Genomic DNA, 15,375 nt, shown 5'->3' with positions numbered 1-15,375 from the left:
GTCAGACGTCATCCTCGTCGAACAGCGGGCGGATGCCCCGGGCGGCCTGGATCTCGTCGTTGCTCTTGCCGGCCGTGACCATCGGCCAGACCTGGGCATCCTTGCCCACCACGAAGTCGATCACCACCGGACGGTCGTTGATCTCGATGGCCTGCTTGATGATCTCGTCGACCTGGTCCCGCGACTCGCAGCGCAGGCCAGCGCAGCCGTAGGCCTCGGCGAGCAGCTTGAAGTCCGGGATGCGGTGCTTGTGCGTGCCGAGGTCAGTCTGGGAGTACCGCTCCCCGTAGAACAGGTTCTGCCACTGCCGGACCATGCCGAGGTTGCCGTTGTTGATGACGGCGACCTTGATCGGCAGCCCCTCGATGGCACAGGTGGCCAGTTCCTGGTTGGTCATCTGGAAACAGCCGTCGCCGTCGATCGCCCAGACCTGCTTGTCCGGCGCGCCAGCCTTGGCGCCCATCGCGGCCGGCACGGCGAAGCCCATCGTGCCGAGCCCGCCCGAGTTGATCCACGACCTCGGGTTCTCGTACCGGATGAACTGCGCCGCCCACATCTGGTGCTGGCCGACGCCCGCCGTGTACAGGGCGTCCGGGCCGACCAGGGCGCCGATCCGCTCGATCACGTGCTGCGGGGACAGCGTGCCGTCCGCAGGCCAGTCGTAGCCGAGCGGGAACGTGTCGCGCCAGGAGTCCAGCTGGGTCCACCACTCGGACAGGTCGGGCTTCCCGCCCGCTGTCTCGTGTTCGGCCCGCGCCGCCTCGATCAGCTCGGCGATGATCTCCTTGCAGTCGCCCACGATCGGCACGTCGGCCCTGCGGTTCTTGGAGATCTCGGCCGGGTCGATGTCGGCGTGCACGATCGCCGCGTCCGGCGCGAACGTGGCGAGCTGGCCGGTGACCCGGTCGTCGAACCGCGCGCCGAGCGCCACCAGCAGGTCGGCGCGCTGCATGGCGGCGACGGCGGTGACCGAGCCGTGCATGCCAGGCATGCCGACGTGCTGCGGGTGCGAGTCGGGGAACGCGCCGCGGGCCATCAGCGTGGTGACGACCGGGATGCCGGTCAGCTCGGCCAGCGCCAGCAGCTCGGCGTGCGCGTCGGCCTTGATGACGCCGCCGCCCACGTACAGCACGGGCCGCTGCGCGCCGCTGATCAGCTTGGCCGCCTCGCGGACCTGCTTGCTGTGCGGCCGGGTCGTCGGCCGGTAGCCGGGCAGCCGTAGCTCGGGCGGCCAGGAGAAGGTGGTGGTCTCCTGGAGCACGTCCTTGGGGATGTCGACCAGGACCGGGCCGGGCCGGCCGGTCGAGGCGATGTGGAACGCCTCGGCGATCGCCCTCGGGATGTCCGCGGGCTCGGTCACCAGGAAGTTGTGCTTGGTGATCGGCATCGTGATGCCGCAGATGTCGGCTTCCTGGAAGGCATCCGTGCCGATCAGCGCCCTGCTCTGCTGGCCGGTGATGGCGACGACGGGCACGGAGTCCATGTTGGCGTCGGCCAGCGGGGTGACCAGGTTCGTCGCGCCGGGGCCGGACGTGGCCATGCACACACCGACCTTGCCGGTGGCCTGCGCGTAGCCGGTTGCGGCGTGCCCGGCGCCCTGTTCGTGCCGGACCAGGACGTGCCGGACCTTGGTCGAGTCGAGCAGCGGGTCGTAGGCCGGCAGGATGGTGCCGCCTGGAATGCCGAACACGACCTCACAGCCGACGGCTTCGAGCGAGCGGACGAGTGACTGGGCGCCGGTTACCCGGACGGGTGCGCCGCCGGGTGGCGTCGGCTTGGGCCGGGGCCCTGGGCGTGGACCTGTGCTTGGCGACGGAGTCTCGCCCTGAGCCGGGGCTTGTCGCGAGGTTGCGCTGGTCATCTGGTCTGCCTCGTGGGTCGGGGTGACATCTTCAGGCACTAAAAAACCCCCGCCGACCGGTGTGGCCGTACGAGGGTCGCGCGTCGACGCAGCAGTTCTGCCTAGGCGTCGACGCGCCTGGAAAGTACGAGAACGAGCGTGCGCTGCATGGCTCTGACGGTAACGGCCGGCTTCGGGCACCGTCAACTCTGCGGGACAACCTTCCCGGATGGTGGACGCCTCGCTCGGCGACCTACCCGCGTCCAGATCGCCCTGACCTGCGACTATGCGACCGTCCGCCGACCGGTCGCGCCGAGCCGGCCGGCTGAGGTCCACCGAAAGTGGGATGGGACCATTGGTGTGTGGACACCGAAGACCGGCCCGCCGAGACCAGCGGCGACGAGGCCGCGACGACACCGCACGAGCCCCAGCCCCAGCTGCCGCCGAAGCTGGTGTTCCGCGTCCCCGGCATCGCGCTGCTCGCCGTCCTGTTCGCGGCGATGTGCGCGACGCCGATCGCGTTCGCCAAGCCGGGCCTCCAGGTCATCTACCTGGTGCCGCTCGCCATCGGCGTGTGGGTGGTGCGCAACCGGACGGTCGTCGACCGGGAACGCCTGGTGGCCAGGACCACCTTCGGCGGGCGCGACCTGCCGTGGGCGGAGGTCGCCGCAGTGAAGGTCGGCGCGAAGTCGTGGGCCGTGGCGGTACTCGACGACGAGACCGAGGTCCCGCTGCCCGCGGTGCGGGCAAGGCACCTGTCACTGCTGGCCGCCATGAGCGGCGGTCGGATGGGCGACCCCTCGGCCGCGGAGTAGCCTCGAAAACACCGCTCCCCACCAGGGTGCCCACCCGGCGCCTCGTTATCGAATACTGCTGTTCTCCCTCTGGAGGAGCCGTGCCCCAGCTCCGGTCCCGCGTCACCACCCACGGCCGCAACGCCGCGGGCGCCCGCTCGTTGTGGCGGGCCACCGGCATGACCGACGACGACTTCGGCAAGCCGATCGTGGCGATCGCCAACTCCTACACGCAGTTCGTGCCGGGTCACGTGCACCTGCGCGACCTCGGCGACATCGTCGCGGACGCGATCCGCGAGGCAGGCGGCGTGCCGCGCGAGTTCCACACGATCGCCGTCGACGACGGCATCGCCATGGGACACAGCGGAATGCTCTACTCGCTGCCCTCCCGCGAGATCATCGCCGACGCCGTCGAGTACATGGTGAACGGGCACCAGGCCGACGCCCTGGTCTGCATCTCCAACTGCGACAAGATCACGCCGGGCATGCTGAACGCCGCGCTGCGGCTGAACATCCCGGTGGTGTTCGTCTCCGGCGGCCCGATGGAGGCCGGCAAGGCGGTCGTGGTCGGTGGCGTCGCCCAAGCCCCGACCGACCTGATCACCGCGATCTCCGCGTCCGCCAGCTCCGAGGTCGACGACGCCGGCCTCGCCGAGGTCGAGCGGTCCGCGTGCCCGACCTGCGGGTCCTGCTCCGGCATGTTCACCGCCAACTCGATGAACTGCCTCACCGAGGCGCTCGGCCTCGCGTTGCCCGGCAACGGTTCCACGCTGGCCACGCACGCCTCCCGCCGCGAGCTGTTCGAAAACGCCGGCCGGACCGTGGTCGAGCTGTGCCGGCGCTGGTACGGCGAGGACGACGAGTCGGCGCTGCCCCGCTCCATCGCCAACCGCAAGGCGTTCGAGAACGCGATGGCGCTGGACATGGCGATGGGCGGCTCCACCAACACCGTGCTGCACATCCTCGCCGCGGCGCACGAGGGCGAGATCCCCTTCACGCTGGAGGACATCGACGCGATCAGCCGGCGGGTGCCGTGCCTGTCGAAGGTCGCGCCGAACTCCGACTACCACATGGAGGACGTGCACCGGGCCGGCGGCATCCCCGCCATCCTCGGCGAACTGGACCGGGCGGGCCTGCTGAACCGGGACGTGCACGCCGTGCACAGCCCGTCCCTGCAACAGTGGCTCGGCGAATGGGACATCCGCGCCGAGTCGCCGTCGGAGCGGGCGGTCGAGCTGTTCCACGCCGCGCCGGGCGGGGTGCGCACCACCAAGGCTTTCTCCACCGAGAACCGATGGTCCTCGCTGGACACCGACGCCGAGGGCGGCTGCATCCGCGACCTCGCGCACGCCTACACCGTGGACGGCGGGCTGGCCGTACTGCGCGGCAACCTCGCCGAGGACGGCGCGGTGATCAAGGCGGCCGGCATCAACGAGGACCTGTTCCACTTCCAGGGCCCCGCCCGCGTGGTGGAGAGCCAGGAGCAGGCCGTGTCGGCGATCCTCAAGCGGGAGATCCAGGCGGGCGAGGTGCTGGTCGTCCGGTATGAGGGCCCGTCCGGCGGGCCCGGCATGCAGGAGATGCTGCACCCCACGGCGTTCCTCAAGGGCGCGGGGCTCGGCAAGAAGTGCGCGCTGGTCACCGACGGTCGGTTCTCCGGCGGCTCGTCGGGCCTGTCGATCGGGCACGTCTCGCCGGAGGCGGCGGGCGGCGGCGTGATCGGCCTGGTCCAGGACGGCGACCAGATCCTGATCGACGTGCACGAGCGGCGGCTCGAACTCCTCGTCGACGACGAGGTGCTGGCCGAGCGCAGGGCGAAGATGGAGTCGAGCGAGCGCCCGTGGCAGCCGGTCGACCGGGTCCGCCCGGTGTCCACCGCGCTGCGCGCCTACGCCCGGATGGCCACCGCGGCCTCCACCGGCGCGGTCCGCGACGTCAACAAGTAAGTCATCGTCAACAAGTAGGTCATGAAGGGGCCCATCAGGACGTTCGGTGTCCTGGTGGGCCCCTTCATGACGGGCCTCGGGTCAGTGGCGCAGGACCAGCAGGGTCACGCAGGCGGCGGCCGCCGTCAGCAGCAGACAGAGGAAGCCGCTGAGCACCGGGCGGCGGAACCACGGCCGGCCGTTGTCCAGCGCCACCCGGCCGGGGCCGGCGAACAGCAGCGCGAACGCCGCCGCGGCCAGCATGGCCTCGTGCTCGTAGCCGTTCGCGCCGAGCACGCCGCCGCGCCACTTGAGCGTGATCGCGTTGGCCAGCAGGCCGAGCAGGCCTGCCGCCGCCAGCGGCGTGAACAGGCCGAGCACCAGCAGCCCGCCGCCGGCCAACTCGGTGACACCGCAGACCCAGGCGAGAACCCTGGTGTGTTGGAAACCCGCTTCGGCCAGGAAGCTGCTGAGCCCGGAGATGCCGGAGCCGCCGAACAGCCCGAAGACCTCCTGTAGCCCGTGCAACAGAAATCTGCCGCCGAGCGCCAGCCGCAGCACGATCAGGCCGATGTCGGCCCCGGCGTGCCAGCCGAGCCTGCGCGGCTCCTCGTCGCCGTCGTCCAGCCTGGACGTCGGCTCCGTCAACGTGGCGCCATCCGCAGGCTCGTAGGCCGCGGTCGGCTCGTAGGCCGCAGTCGGCTCGTAAGCGCCAGCCGGCTCGTAGCCGCCGGCCCGCTCGTAGGCCGAGTCGTCGAAGTACGACGCGTGCTCGTCGAGGTGATGTGCTCCTTCCCGTACTCCCCCGACCGTGTAGGACCCTTCGTCGTGTGTGGTCACGCTCCGGCACGGTAGGCCCACGGGCCGGAGCCCGCGAGCGGCCACCTGGCGGTGCGTATTACTACGAACGGACTAAGAGCTCTTAACACAATGACTGTTCGGCGCGCGACGCCCAGGCAGACGACCTGCGGCGTTGTCGTCAGTCACCATGACTCCGTCATGCCTCCTTCCTCCGGTCACGACCCCTGCGAGACATCTCGCCCACCTGGCCGCCGCTCCCTGATCGAACGCCATTGTGTTAGGAGCTCTAACGTGATCAGTACTCGCCGCGCACGAGGTTGGCCGGTTCCCGCCCGGCGACGAACCTGGCGATCTCGGCCTTCGCCACCGCGTAGGCGCGTTCCCCGAGGCCACGGCAGCTGCCGGCCACGTGCGGCGTCAGCAGCAGGCCCGGCGCGGTCCACAGTGGATGGTCCTCGGGCAGCGGCTCGGGGTCGGTGACGTCCAGCGCGGCCAGCAGCCGACCGCTGGTCAACTCGGCGAGCAGCGCGTCGGTGTCCACCACCGGCCCGCGCGCGGCGTTCACCAGCACCGCGCCGTCGGCCATCGCGGCGAGGAACTCGGCGTCAACCATGCCCTTGGTCTCGCTGGTCAGCGGCACCACGACCACCACGGCGTCGTGCGAGCCGAGCAGGTCGGGCAGCTCGTCGACGCCGTGCACGCCGTCCCGCGCCGCGCGGCCGACCAGGGTGACGGTCGCGTCGAAGGGCTCGATGCGGCGGCGCAGCTGGTCGCCGAGGTCGCCAGCGCCGACCACGAGCACCCGCTTGCCCTGCATGGTGTCCGTCGTGTGGTGGTCCCAGCTGGACCGTTCGCGGGACCGCTCGAACGAGAACAGGTCGCGGTAGATGGCCAGCAGCGCGCCGACCACCCACTCCGCGGTGCTGCCGCCGTGCGCGCCCCGCCCGGTGGACAGCGCGACGCCGTCGGGGAGTTGGCCGATCCACTGCTCCGCGCCCGCGGTGAGCAGCTGCACCAGCCGCAGCCTCGGCAGCCCACCGAGCAGCGCGGGCACGTCCATGCCCGCGAGGAACCTGGGCACCAGCACCTCGGCCTCGGCGGCCTCCGGCGGCAGCGGCTCGCCCGGCGTGTAGCGGACCGCCCGCACACCGTCCACTTCGGACATGACTGCCAGGCCGAGGTCGTCGGGAACCAACACGATCATCTTCACGCAGAGCACCGTAACCCGTCCGTAGGAACGTCCCGACGATCAGCACATCGCAGTACGGCGAACCCTTGCCATAACCGGCAGACTTGGTCGGATGCGCGAGCACTCCGAAGGCCCGCTTGCAGGGCCGAGCGTCGCTGACGTGAGATCGGCCGACGGCACCCGGATCAGGGCGTGGTGGACCAGGACCGCCGGGCCCGACGTGCTGCTGTGTCCCGGGCTCGGCACGATGCCGGAGGCATGGCCCGCGCTGCTGGCACCGACCAGCGGGGTGCGCGTGCACAGCTGGTACCACCGGGGCACGATGGGCTCGACCCGCCCGGCCGACGAGTCCCGCATCACGCTGGCCGACCACACCGACGACGCGGTGGCCGTGCTGGACGCGGCCGGCCTGAAGCGCTGCGTGGTGCTCGGCTGGTCGATGGGCGTCACGGTGGCCACGGAGCTGGCGCTGCGGCATCCCGAGCGGGTGACCGGGCTGCTGCTGATCACCGGCGCGCCCGGCGACTCCTTCGAGGCGGTGCTCGGCCTGCCCGGTCTGCCGCCCGAGCTGCGCAGGCTGCTCGGCCGGGGCGGCGCCACGGTGCTGCGCGCGGTGGGCCCGCTGCTGGACGCCGTGCTGCACCGGGTGCCGGTCAACGCCGCGACCACGTTCCTGCTCAGGCACAGCGGCCTGCTGTCCTCGGTCAGCGCGCCGGACACGATCGGCCAGGCCGTCCGGCAGTTCTTCCAACACGACTGGACCTGGTACTTCACCCTCGCGCTCGCGCTTGGCGCCGCGCCACGCCAGGACCTCACCGGGATCAGCTGCCCGACGACCGTGCTGGCCGGCCGCTACGACCTGCTCGCCAGCCCGGAGAGCGTCCGGCGGCCGCTCGGCCCGCTGCCGCAGGCGCGGCTGCGGGTGCTGCCGAACACCCACTTCCTGCCGCTGGAGTCGCCGAGGGTGGTGGCCGAGGAGCTGCACCTGCTGCTGGACCGCGTGGACGCAGTGCGCCGCGCCATGCACGACGAGGAGCCGCCGCCGCCCAGAAAGCCCAGGTACCGGTCGGTGCGCGGACCACTCACCCCCGGCTCACGGCGTCGCGCCTAGGGTTCACTCTTGTGTCCCGTCCCAGCCGCGCGTCTCGACCAGCCGTGATCCGCACGCTGCTGGTGTCGGCCGCCGCCGGCCTGCTGCTCGCCGGCTGCGCCAGCTTCCCAGCACAGCCGCCCCAGGAGAGCTGGCAGCCGCAGCCGAGGCTGACCCCGCAGGCCGGCCCGCAGCCGCAGGCGCCCGGCCAGGACAGCCAGGGCATCCCCGGCAAGCCGGGTCAGCCGAAGGCGCCGACCTCGGTGCCGCCGCCCAACGGCTGCAAGGACTTCGACCCGGCCGTCATCGCCACCTGCCTTTCGCCGATCTCGGCGGTCGCCGTGCTGCCCGGCGGCGACCCGGCAAGCGGCGCGGTGAAGTCGCTGGCCGCCGAGCGGACCACCGGCCGCATCCTCCAGGTCGCCAAGGGCGCCGAGCCGATCGTGCTGGCGACCGTCCCGGTCGACGCGACCGGCGACGGCGGGCTGACCGGACTGTCGCTGTCCCCCACCTACGGCGAGGACCAGCTGATCTTCGCCTACGTGACCACCGCGACGGACAACCGAGTGCTGCGGATCGCGCCCGGCGACCAGCCCAAGCCGGTGCTCACCGGCATCCCGAAGGGCGCGACCGGCAACCAGGGCGTGCTGACCACCGACCGCAAGGGCGCGCTGCTGCTGGCGACCGGCGACGGCGGCAAGCCGGACGCCGCGGCCGACCCCAACTCGCTGTCCGGCAAGGTCCTGCGGATCGACACGTCCGGCAAGCCGGCCAAGGACAACCCCACCGCCAACTCACCCGTCGTGGCCAGCGGCCTGCACTCGCCCGGCGGCATCTGCACCTCGCTGGACGGCACCCGAACCTGGGTGACCGACCGGGTGGCGAGCGGCGACCTGCTCTACGCGGTGAAGTCGGGCCAGGCGCTCGGCACCGCCGCGTGGACCTGGCCTGACCGGCCCGGCGTCACCGGCTGCGCGGCCTACAGCGACATGATCACGGTCGCCACGGCCAAGAACCCCGGCATGCAGAGCATGCACCTGAACCAGGACGGCTCGTTCAAGGACAAGCCGCAACTGAGCATGCAGGACGACAAGGGCTTCGGCCTGCTCGGCGCGCTCGACCTGGTCGACGAGCAGTACATGATCGGCGGCACGGTGAACAAGGCCGGCGGAAAGCCCGTGTCCAGCGACGACAGGGTGGTCATCCTGGTCAGGCCGGACACCAGCGGCGGCGGTGGCGGCGGCGACTGACCGCCCGACGTCGTCAGACGACGTCCGACGACAAAAGGGAAGGCCACCACGCCGGAGTCGCGTGGTGGCCTTCCCTGTGCCGTAGCCGAGGATCGGGCTACTTGGCGCCCTGCTCGCTCACCGCGGTGCTGGTCTGCGAGGTGAAGCTCGTCACCGTGCCCGGCTTGATCCACGGCGTGGTCGGATGGACGGCCACCACGCGGTCGCCGATGTACTGCCCGGTCTTCGGGTCGAGGATCAGCTCGGTCCGGTCGGCCTTGTTGTCCTCGATGCCCAGCGCCATGCCGACCACGCCGTCGAGGTTTGCCGCCCGGTCGATGACCTGGATGCCGGGCAGCTTGGCCAGGGCCTGGTACGCGGCGGCGCGCACGTCCGCGGGCGCCAGGCCGGTGCCGAGGATCTGCGTGACGTAGTAGAGGATGGTGGAAGGCGAGCTGCCCTTCGCGGAGGTGTCCTTGGTCCAGCGCGCCAGCAGTTGGTCGGGGTCCCTCGGCAGGCCGGCGTAGTACTCCGGAAAGTCCCAGTCGTTCGCGTCGCCGCAGACCTTCGCCGGCTTGGACTTGGGGAAGAAGTCGCCGCACTTGCCGTGGTACTCGGCGTTCTGGATGTCGGCGTCGGGCTCGGGCCGGTTCATCGCCGACTCCGGCTCGGTGCCACCGAGCCAGGTCTTGCGCCCGGTCAGCTTCCTGCGCTCCAGCCAGTCGTCGCGGTAGTCGGCCGGCACCCAGCGGTCGATGGTCTGCTCGCGCAGGTAGCTGAAGCCCTTGGTGGGGTTGCCCTTGCTGTCGGAGGCCATCATGGTGCCCGTGGACCACCAGGCGTGCAGGCTGATGTGCCGGAACTGGCCCGGCGCGAGCGGCGTGTCCTTGCCGGCGCCGACCTGGGTGGCCGCGGTGGCCAGCGCCTGCTGTGCGGTCACCAGTTCGACGCCGCCCTGCTTGGTCTGCTGGGCGCTCGACGTGCCGGCGGCCCCGGCGGTCGAGTCGGTCGGCGCCGGCGAGGAGCCGTGCAGCGCGATGCCGCCGATCACCGCCGCGGCCACGACGGCGGCCGCGACGGACGCCCATGGCGCGGGAAACCTCCGCCTGCCGCGCGCCCGGCCGATCGGCGTGACGGTGGCAGTGCTCGCGACGGTCGCCGGCTCGGCCTTGTCGAGATCGGCCAGCACCCTGGCCCGCAGGTCCGTCATCGGCGCGTCGGCCGTGCGGGCCTCGACGTGCAGCAGGTGCAGCGCCTCGTCCAGGTCGGACTCGCTCAACGGTCCAGTGTTCAGGTTGTCACGCATGGTCGTTCTCCCCGCCGTTGTCCGCAGTGCCCTGCTCGATGTCGATGCCGCGCAGCTTCCGCCGCGCCCGGTGCAGCCGGGTCCGGACCGTGCTGGCCGGCACCCCAAGAGCCGCGGCCAACTCGCCGGGCTCCAGGCCTGCCCAGGAGGTCAGCAGCAACGCGTCCCGCTCGTCGTCGCTCAGGTCGGCCAACCCGTCGGCCAGCCCGCGCATCCGGTGCTCCGCGTCGACGCGGGCGGCCACCCGGTTGTCGTGCGGCTCGTTGTGCTCAGAGCCACCGAAGTGACCGGCGCGCGCGGTGGCCCGCAGGCCGCGGATCTCGTCGCGGCGGTGGTTGCGCAGCACGTTGGTGGCGATCCCGTACAGCCAGCCGCGCACCGGCACCCGGGTCGCGTCGTAGCTGTCCCGCCTGCGGAAGGCGATCAGGAAGGTCTCGGCCACCAGGTCGTCGGCCGCGTGCGCGCCCACCCGACCCGCCAGGTAGCCGCGCAGGGTGCGGGCGTAGGAGTCGAAGAGCCGCGCGAACTCGGCCTTCGCGCCAGGTCCCGCCAGATCCGGCCGGTCATGCTCGACGGAGGCAGGCGGACCGGGTGCGGGGCCTCGTGCCGTCAGTCTGTCGGTTGAAGTCGTCACATCAGGTTCTTGTCCGATCCCGTCCTCTGCGTCCCGTCCACACGAAAAGGGCCACCACGCGGACTCGCGTGGTGGCCCTCTCGTTGTGCCTTGTGGCCGGTCAGCCGCCGCAGCGGGCGATGACCAGGTCCCGCACCTTCTTCGCGTCGGCCTGGCCCTTGGTGGCCTTCATCACCGCGCCGACGATCGCGCCCGCGGCCTGCACCTTGCCGCTGCGGATCTTCTCCGCGACGTCGGGCTGCGCGGCCAGCGCCTCGTCGACGGCGGCCTCCAGCGCAGAGTCGTCGGAGACGACCTTCAGCCCGCGCCCCTCGACCACCTCGTCCGGCGAGCCCTCGCCCGCGAGGACGCCGTCCACGACGTCCTTGGCCATCGTGTTGGTCAGGCTGCCGCCGTTGACCAGCTCGATCACCCGCGCCACCTGGACCGGCGTGATGGACAGCTCGACCAGCTCGATGCCCCTGGTGTTGGCCTGCTGCGTCAGGTAGGCCACCCACCAGCGGCGGGCCTCGGCCGGCGAGGAACCCGCGTCGACGGTCGCCGCGATCAGGTCGACCGCGCCCGCGTTGACCAGGTCGCGCAGCTCGGCGTCGGTGAGCTGCCAGTCGCCCTGGATGCGCTTGAGGCGTTCCCAGGGCAGCTCGGGCAGGGTCGCCCGCAGCTCCTCGACCCACTCGGTGCTCGGCGCGACCGGCGCAAGGTCGGGCTCGGGGAAGTACCGGTAGTCCTCGGCGGTCTCCTTGGTGCGACCGGCGGACGTGCTGCCGCTGGACTCGTCGAAGTGCCGGGTCTCCTGCACGATCCGGCCACCCTCGGCGAGCACCGCGCCCTGCCGGCACATCTCGAACCGCACGGCCCGCTCGACGCTGCGCAGCGAGTTCACGTTCTTGGTCTCGGTGCGCGTGCCGAACTCCGCCTGCCCCTTGGGCTTGAGCGAGACGTTCGCGTCGCAGCGCAGCGAGCCCTGGTCCATCCGCACGTCCGAGACGTCCAGCGCGCGCAGCAGGTCCCGCAGCGCCGACACGTACGCCTTGGCCACCTCGGGCGCGCGCTCGCCTGCGCCCTCCAGCGGCTTGGTGACGATCTCGATCAGCGGGACACCAGCCCGGTTGTAGTCCAGCAGCGAGTAGTCCGCGCCGTGGATTCGGCCGGTCGCGCCGCCGACGTGCAGCGACTTTCCGGTGTCCTCCTCCATGTGCGCGCGCTCGATGTCCACCCGGAACACCTCGCCGTCCTCAAGCACGACGTCCAGGTAGCCGTTGAAGGCGATCGGCTCGTCGTACTGCGAGGTCTGGAAGTTCTTCGGCTGGTCGGGGTAGAAGTAGTTCTTCCGCGCGAACCGGCACCACGCGGCGATCTCGCAGTTCAGCGCGAGCCCGATGCGGATGGCCGACTCGACCGCCTTGCCGTTGACGGCGGGCAGCGCGCCAGGCAGGCCGAGGCAGGTCGGGCAGACCTGCGTGTTGGGCTCGGCGCCGAAGGTCGTCGGGCAGCCGCAGAACATCTTGGTGTTGGTCGACAGCTCGACGTGCACCTCGAGGCCGAGCACCGGGTCGAACCGCTCGACGACCTCGGCGTAGTCCATCAGATCCGCCACCCGCGTCACTTCTCCCCGCCCTTCCGCATGGCGCGGAGGGCGAGCGCGACACCGGTCGCCGCGGCCGCGATGCTCGCCACGGCGTTGACCAGCGCCAGCTTGTCGTTCTTCGCCCTCGCGGCGCGCAGCCCGGCGACCGCGCCGGCCACACCGACGGCCGAACCCAGCAGGCCGAACAGGCCGCTCGCCTTCTTGACCGCACCCATCAGACAGACACCTCCGGCACTCGGTGGATCAGTGGCCCGCCCTGGGCCGCGTCGCGGGCGACCTCGTAGGCCGCGGCCACCCGGTACATCCGGTGGTCCTCCATCGCCGGGGCCATGATCTGGAGCCCGACAGGGAGACCGTCCTCCTCGGCGAGTCCACTCGGGACGCTCAGCGACGCGTTGCCGGCCAGGTTGGACGGGATCGTGCACAGATCGGACAGGTACATCGCCATCGGGTCGTCCACCCGCTCGCCGATCTTGAACGCCGTGGTCGGCGTCGTCGGCGAGACCAGCACGTCGACCTGTTCGAAGGCCGCGTCGAAGTCCCTGGTGATCAGGGTGCGAACCTTCTGCGCCGAGCCGTAGTAGGCGTCGTAGTAGCCCGAGGACAGCGCGTAGGTGCCGATCATGATGCGGCGCTTGACCTCGGCGCCGAAGCCGGCCTCGCGGGTCAGCGACATGACGTCCTCAGCGGACAGCGACGGGTCGTCGCCGCCGACGCGCAGCCCGTAGCGCATCGCGTCGAAGCGGGCCAGGTTCGAGGACGCCTCGCTCGGCGCGATCAGGTAGTACGCGGACAGCGCGTAGGTGAAGCTCGGGCAGGACACCTCGACGATCTCGGCGCCGAGCGCGCGCAGCTGGTCGACCGCCGCGGTGAACGACGCCAGCACGCCCGCCTGGTAGCCCTCGCCCGCGAACTCCCGCACCACGCCGATCCGCACGCCGGACAGGTCGCCGTCGGCGCCCTGGCGCGCGGCCGCGACCACCGGCGGCAGCGGCCGGTCGATGGAGGTGGAGTCCAGCGGGTCGTGGCCGCCGATCACCTCGTGCAGCAGGGCCGCGTCCAGCACCGTGCGGGCGCACGGGCCCGCCTGGTCCAGCGAGGAGGAGAAGGCGACCAGCCCGTAGCGGGACACGGTGCCGTAGGTGGGCTTCACGCCGACGGTGCCGGTGACCGAGCCGGGCTGCCTGATCGAGCCGCCCGTGTCGGTGCCGATGGACAGCGGCGACTCGAAGGCCGCCAGCGCCGCGGAGGAGCCGCCGCCGGAGCCGCCGGGGATCCGGTCGAGGTCCCACGGGTTGTGGGTGGGGCCGTAGGCGGAGTTCTCGGTGGAGGAGCCCATCGCGAACTCGTCCATGTTGGTCTTGCCGAGGATGACCACGCCGGCCTCGCGCAGCCGCCTGGTGACGGTCGCGTCGTACGGCGGGATCCAGCCCTCCAGCATCTTGGAGCCGCAGGTGGTCGGCACGCCCTCGGTGGTGAGCACGTCCTTGAGCGCCAACGGGACGCCGGCCAGCGCGGAGGCCGGCTGCTGGCCTGCGACGCGGTCGGCGTCGACCTTGCGGGCCGCGGCGAGCGCGCCCTCGGTGTCGACGTGCAGGAAGGCGTGCACCGCGGTGTCGACCTGCGCGATGCGGTCGAGGTGCGCCTGCGTCACCTCGACGGCGGAGACCTCGCCTGCGTGGATCTGCGCGGCGAGTTCGGCCGCCGTGCTGCGAATAAGGTCGTTCATCATTCCTCCCCGAGAATGCGCGGCACGCGGAACCGGCCGGCCTCGGCGGCCGGGGCGCCGGCGAGCGCCTGCTGCTGGCGCAGTCCCGGTCGGAGCACGTCCTCGCGGAACACGTTGGTCAACGGCACGGCGTGCGAGGTCGGCGGAACGTCGCTGGTGGCGAGTTCGCCGACGCGCGCGACCGCCTGGAGGATGACGTCGAGCTGGCCGGCGAACAGGTCCAGTTCGTCCTCTGTGACGGCGAGCCTGGCCAACCGAGCCAGATGCGCGACCTCGTCGCGGGAGATGCTGGGCACTCCTTCAACCCCCGGTGTGCACCGGTTTTCGCCGATGCGATTGGTTTCGTGGGACCGGGGGAGTCTATGGGCAGGTCAGCGGGGGCTTCGACCGGGTTCCACCAGGACTCGCCGGAAAGCGCCGCATTTTACCGGGTCGCAACACGGACGGAGGGTCGGAAAGTAATCTTCGGTCTGCGAGAATCAGCGGCTGACATCGGCGCGAGAGGCCAGCGTTCACGCCTTCTCGCGTCTTGACAGGCACGGACGGGAACGTTCGCGCACGAGGCAGGAGGCGTTCGCCTTGTCCTTCCTGATCCGGGTCCAGCTCCCGGACCGTCCCGGCACCCTCGGCGCGGTGGCTTCCGCGCTCGGCGAGATCGGGGTCGACATTCTCAGCGTGGACGTGGTTGAGCGCGGTTCCGGCGTGGCGATCGACGACCTCGTCGTCGAGCTGCCCTCAGGCCGGCTGCCGGACGGCCTGATCACCGCCGCGGAGTCCATCGAGGGCGTCGAGGTGGACGCGGTTCGCCCGTACGCAGGGGTGTTGGACACCCATCGGGAGCTGGAGCTGGTCGAGGAGGTCGCCGAGGAGCCCAAGCGCGGGCTGGAGATCTTCGCCGAGGGCGTGCCGAGGATCGTGCGGGCCGGCTGGGCAATCGTGATCGGCCAGGAGGGCCGGGAGCTGCGGCGGCTCGCGGCGAGCACCGCGGCCCCCGAACGGACGTTGCAGGACCCGCCGTGGCTGCCGCTGCACCGCGCGACCGTGCTCGACGGCGAGGAGGACTGGGTGCCGGAGACCTGGCGGGAGCTTGGCACCGAACTCGCCGCGACGCCGCTTGGCAAGCCCGACCGGGTGCTGTTGGTCGGCAGACCCGGTGGGCCGATGTTCCGCGCCGCCGAGGTGGCCAGGCTGGCGCACCTCGCCGGCATCGTCTCCGTGGTCCTGCCGGACTAGTAGCGTGTCGCTGCTTA

The 15,375-nt window shown here is 71.5% G+C and carries 14 protein-coding genes; 5 read left to right on the top strand and 9 right to left on the bottom strand.

Going from position 1 to position 15,375, the window contains the following annotated elements; genetic code table 11:
* Nucleotide 1: 1 nt before the first annotated feature.
* Entirely contained in the window at nucleotides 2–1,861 is a 1,860-nt protein-coding gene (locus F0L68_RS32405) for an acetolactate synthase large subunit (RefSeq protein ID WP_149853685.1), read from the bottom strand.
* 341 nt (nucleotides 1,862–2,202) lie between these two features.
* Between F0L68_RS32405 and F0L68_RS32400 the strand changes: the two genes are divergently transcribed.
* Together F0L68_RS32400 and ilvD are read left to right on the top strand one after the other, a co-directional pair.
* Entirely contained in the window at nucleotides 2,203–2,655 is a 453-nt protein-coding gene (locus F0L68_RS32400; RefSeq protein ID WP_223199328.1) for a PH domain-containing protein, read from the top strand.
* Between the two features lie 80 nt (nucleotides 2,656–2,735).
* Nucleotides 2,736–4,580: a dihydroxy-acid dehydratase gene (gene ilvD, locus F0L68_RS32395; protein WP_149853684.1), complete on the top strand. Its 1,845-nt coding sequence runs from the start codon at nucleotides 2,736–2,738 to the stop codon at nucleotides 4,578–4,580.
* A gap of 81 nt (nucleotides 4,581–4,661) precedes the next feature.
* Here ilvD and F0L68_RS32390 read toward each other — a convergent pair whose 3' ends face one another.
* Both F0L68_RS32390 and F0L68_RS32385 read right to left on the bottom strand, forming a co-directional pair.
* Entirely contained in the window at nucleotides 4,662–5,399 is a 738-nt protein-coding gene (locus F0L68_RS32390) for a DoxX family membrane protein (protein WP_188316949.1), read from the bottom strand.
* 256 nt (nucleotides 5,400–5,655) lie between these two features.
* A complete protein-coding gene (locus F0L68_RS32385) occupies nucleotides 5,656–6,564 on the bottom strand; it encodes a 2-hydroxyacid dehydrogenase (RefSeq protein WP_188316953.1) in 909 nt (302 codons plus the stop codon).
* A 145-nt stretch (nucleotides 6,565–6,709) separates the two neighbouring features.
* Here F0L68_RS32385 and F0L68_RS32380 point away from each other — a divergent pair, with 145 nt between their 5' ends.
* Nucleotides 6,710–7,660, top strand: a complete 951-nt coding sequence (locus tag F0L68_RS32380; protein ID WP_149853681.1) for an alpha/beta fold hydrolase — start codon at nucleotides 6,710–6,712, stop codon at nucleotides 7,658–7,660.
* A 44-nt stretch (nucleotides 7,661–7,704) separates the two neighbouring features.
* Entirely contained in the window at nucleotides 7,705–8,889 is a 1,185-nt protein-coding gene (locus tag F0L68_RS32375) for a PQQ-dependent sugar dehydrogenase (RefSeq protein ID WP_223199327.1), read from the top strand.
* A gap of 97 nt (nucleotides 8,890–8,986) precedes the next feature.
* On the opposite strand, the gene F0L68_RS32370 is transcribed toward F0L68_RS32375, so the two are convergent.
* The 6 genes from F0L68_RS32370 to gatC form a co-directional block, all read right to left on the bottom strand.
* Nucleotides 8,987–10,174, bottom strand: coding sequence for a CU044_5270 family protein (locus F0L68_RS32370; protein WP_149853680.1), 1,188 nt, complete (start codon nucleotides 10,172–10,174; stop codon nucleotides 8,987–8,989).
* Nucleotides 10,167–10,808, bottom strand: a complete 642-nt coding sequence (locus F0L68_RS32365; RefSeq protein WP_223199326.1) for an RNA polymerase sigma factor — start codon at nucleotides 10,806–10,808, stop codon at nucleotides 10,167–10,169. Before F0L68_RS32365 ends, F0L68_RS32370 begins: the two co-directional genes overlap by 8 nt.
* A gap of 100 nt (nucleotides 10,809–10,908) precedes the next feature.
* Entirely contained in the window at nucleotides 10,909–12,414 is a 1,506-nt protein-coding gene (gene gatB, locus F0L68_RS32360; RefSeq protein WP_149853679.1) for an Asp-tRNA(Asn)/Glu-tRNA(Gln) amidotransferase subunit GatB, read from the bottom strand.
* A complete protein-coding gene (locus tag F0L68_RS32355) occupies nucleotides 12,411–12,611 on the bottom strand; it encodes a hypothetical protein (protein WP_149853678.1) in 201 nt (66 codons plus the stop codon). Before F0L68_RS32355 ends, gatB begins: the two co-directional genes overlap by 4 nt.
* Nucleotides 12,611–14,125 carry an Asp-tRNA(Asn)/Glu-tRNA(Gln) amidotransferase subunit GatA gene (gene gatA / locus F0L68_RS32350; RefSeq protein ID WP_149853677.1) on the bottom strand — a complete coding sequence of 505 codons (1,515 nt, stop codon included), beginning with the start codon at nucleotides 14,123–14,125 and terminating at the stop codon, nucleotides 12,611–12,613. Before gatA ends, F0L68_RS32355 begins: the two co-directional genes overlap by 1 nt.
* Nucleotides 14,125–14,421, bottom strand: coding sequence for an Asp-tRNA(Asn)/Glu-tRNA(Gln) amidotransferase subunit GatC (gatC, locus tag F0L68_RS32345; RefSeq protein ID WP_149853676.1), 297 nt, complete (start codon nucleotides 14,419–14,421; stop codon nucleotides 14,125–14,127). Before gatC ends, gatA begins: the two co-directional genes overlap by 1 nt.
* Before the next feature lie 283 nt (nucleotides 14,422–14,704).
* On the opposite strand from gatC, the gene F0L68_RS32340 reads away from it, so the two are divergent.
* A complete protein-coding gene (locus F0L68_RS32340; protein WP_149853675.1) occupies nucleotides 14,705–15,358 on the top strand; it encodes an ACT domain-containing protein in 654 nt (217 codons plus the stop codon).
* Nucleotides 15,359–15,375 lie beyond the last annotated feature (17 nt).

Source organism: Solihabitans fulvus, assembly GCF_008386585.1.
Classification (GTDB): domain Bacteria; phylum Actinomycetota; class Actinomycetes; order Mycobacteriales; family Pseudonocardiaceae; genus Solihabitans; species Solihabitans fulvus.
The sequence above is the reverse complement of the archived record's forward strand: the minus strand, read 5'-3'. Positions and strand labels throughout refer to the sequence as shown.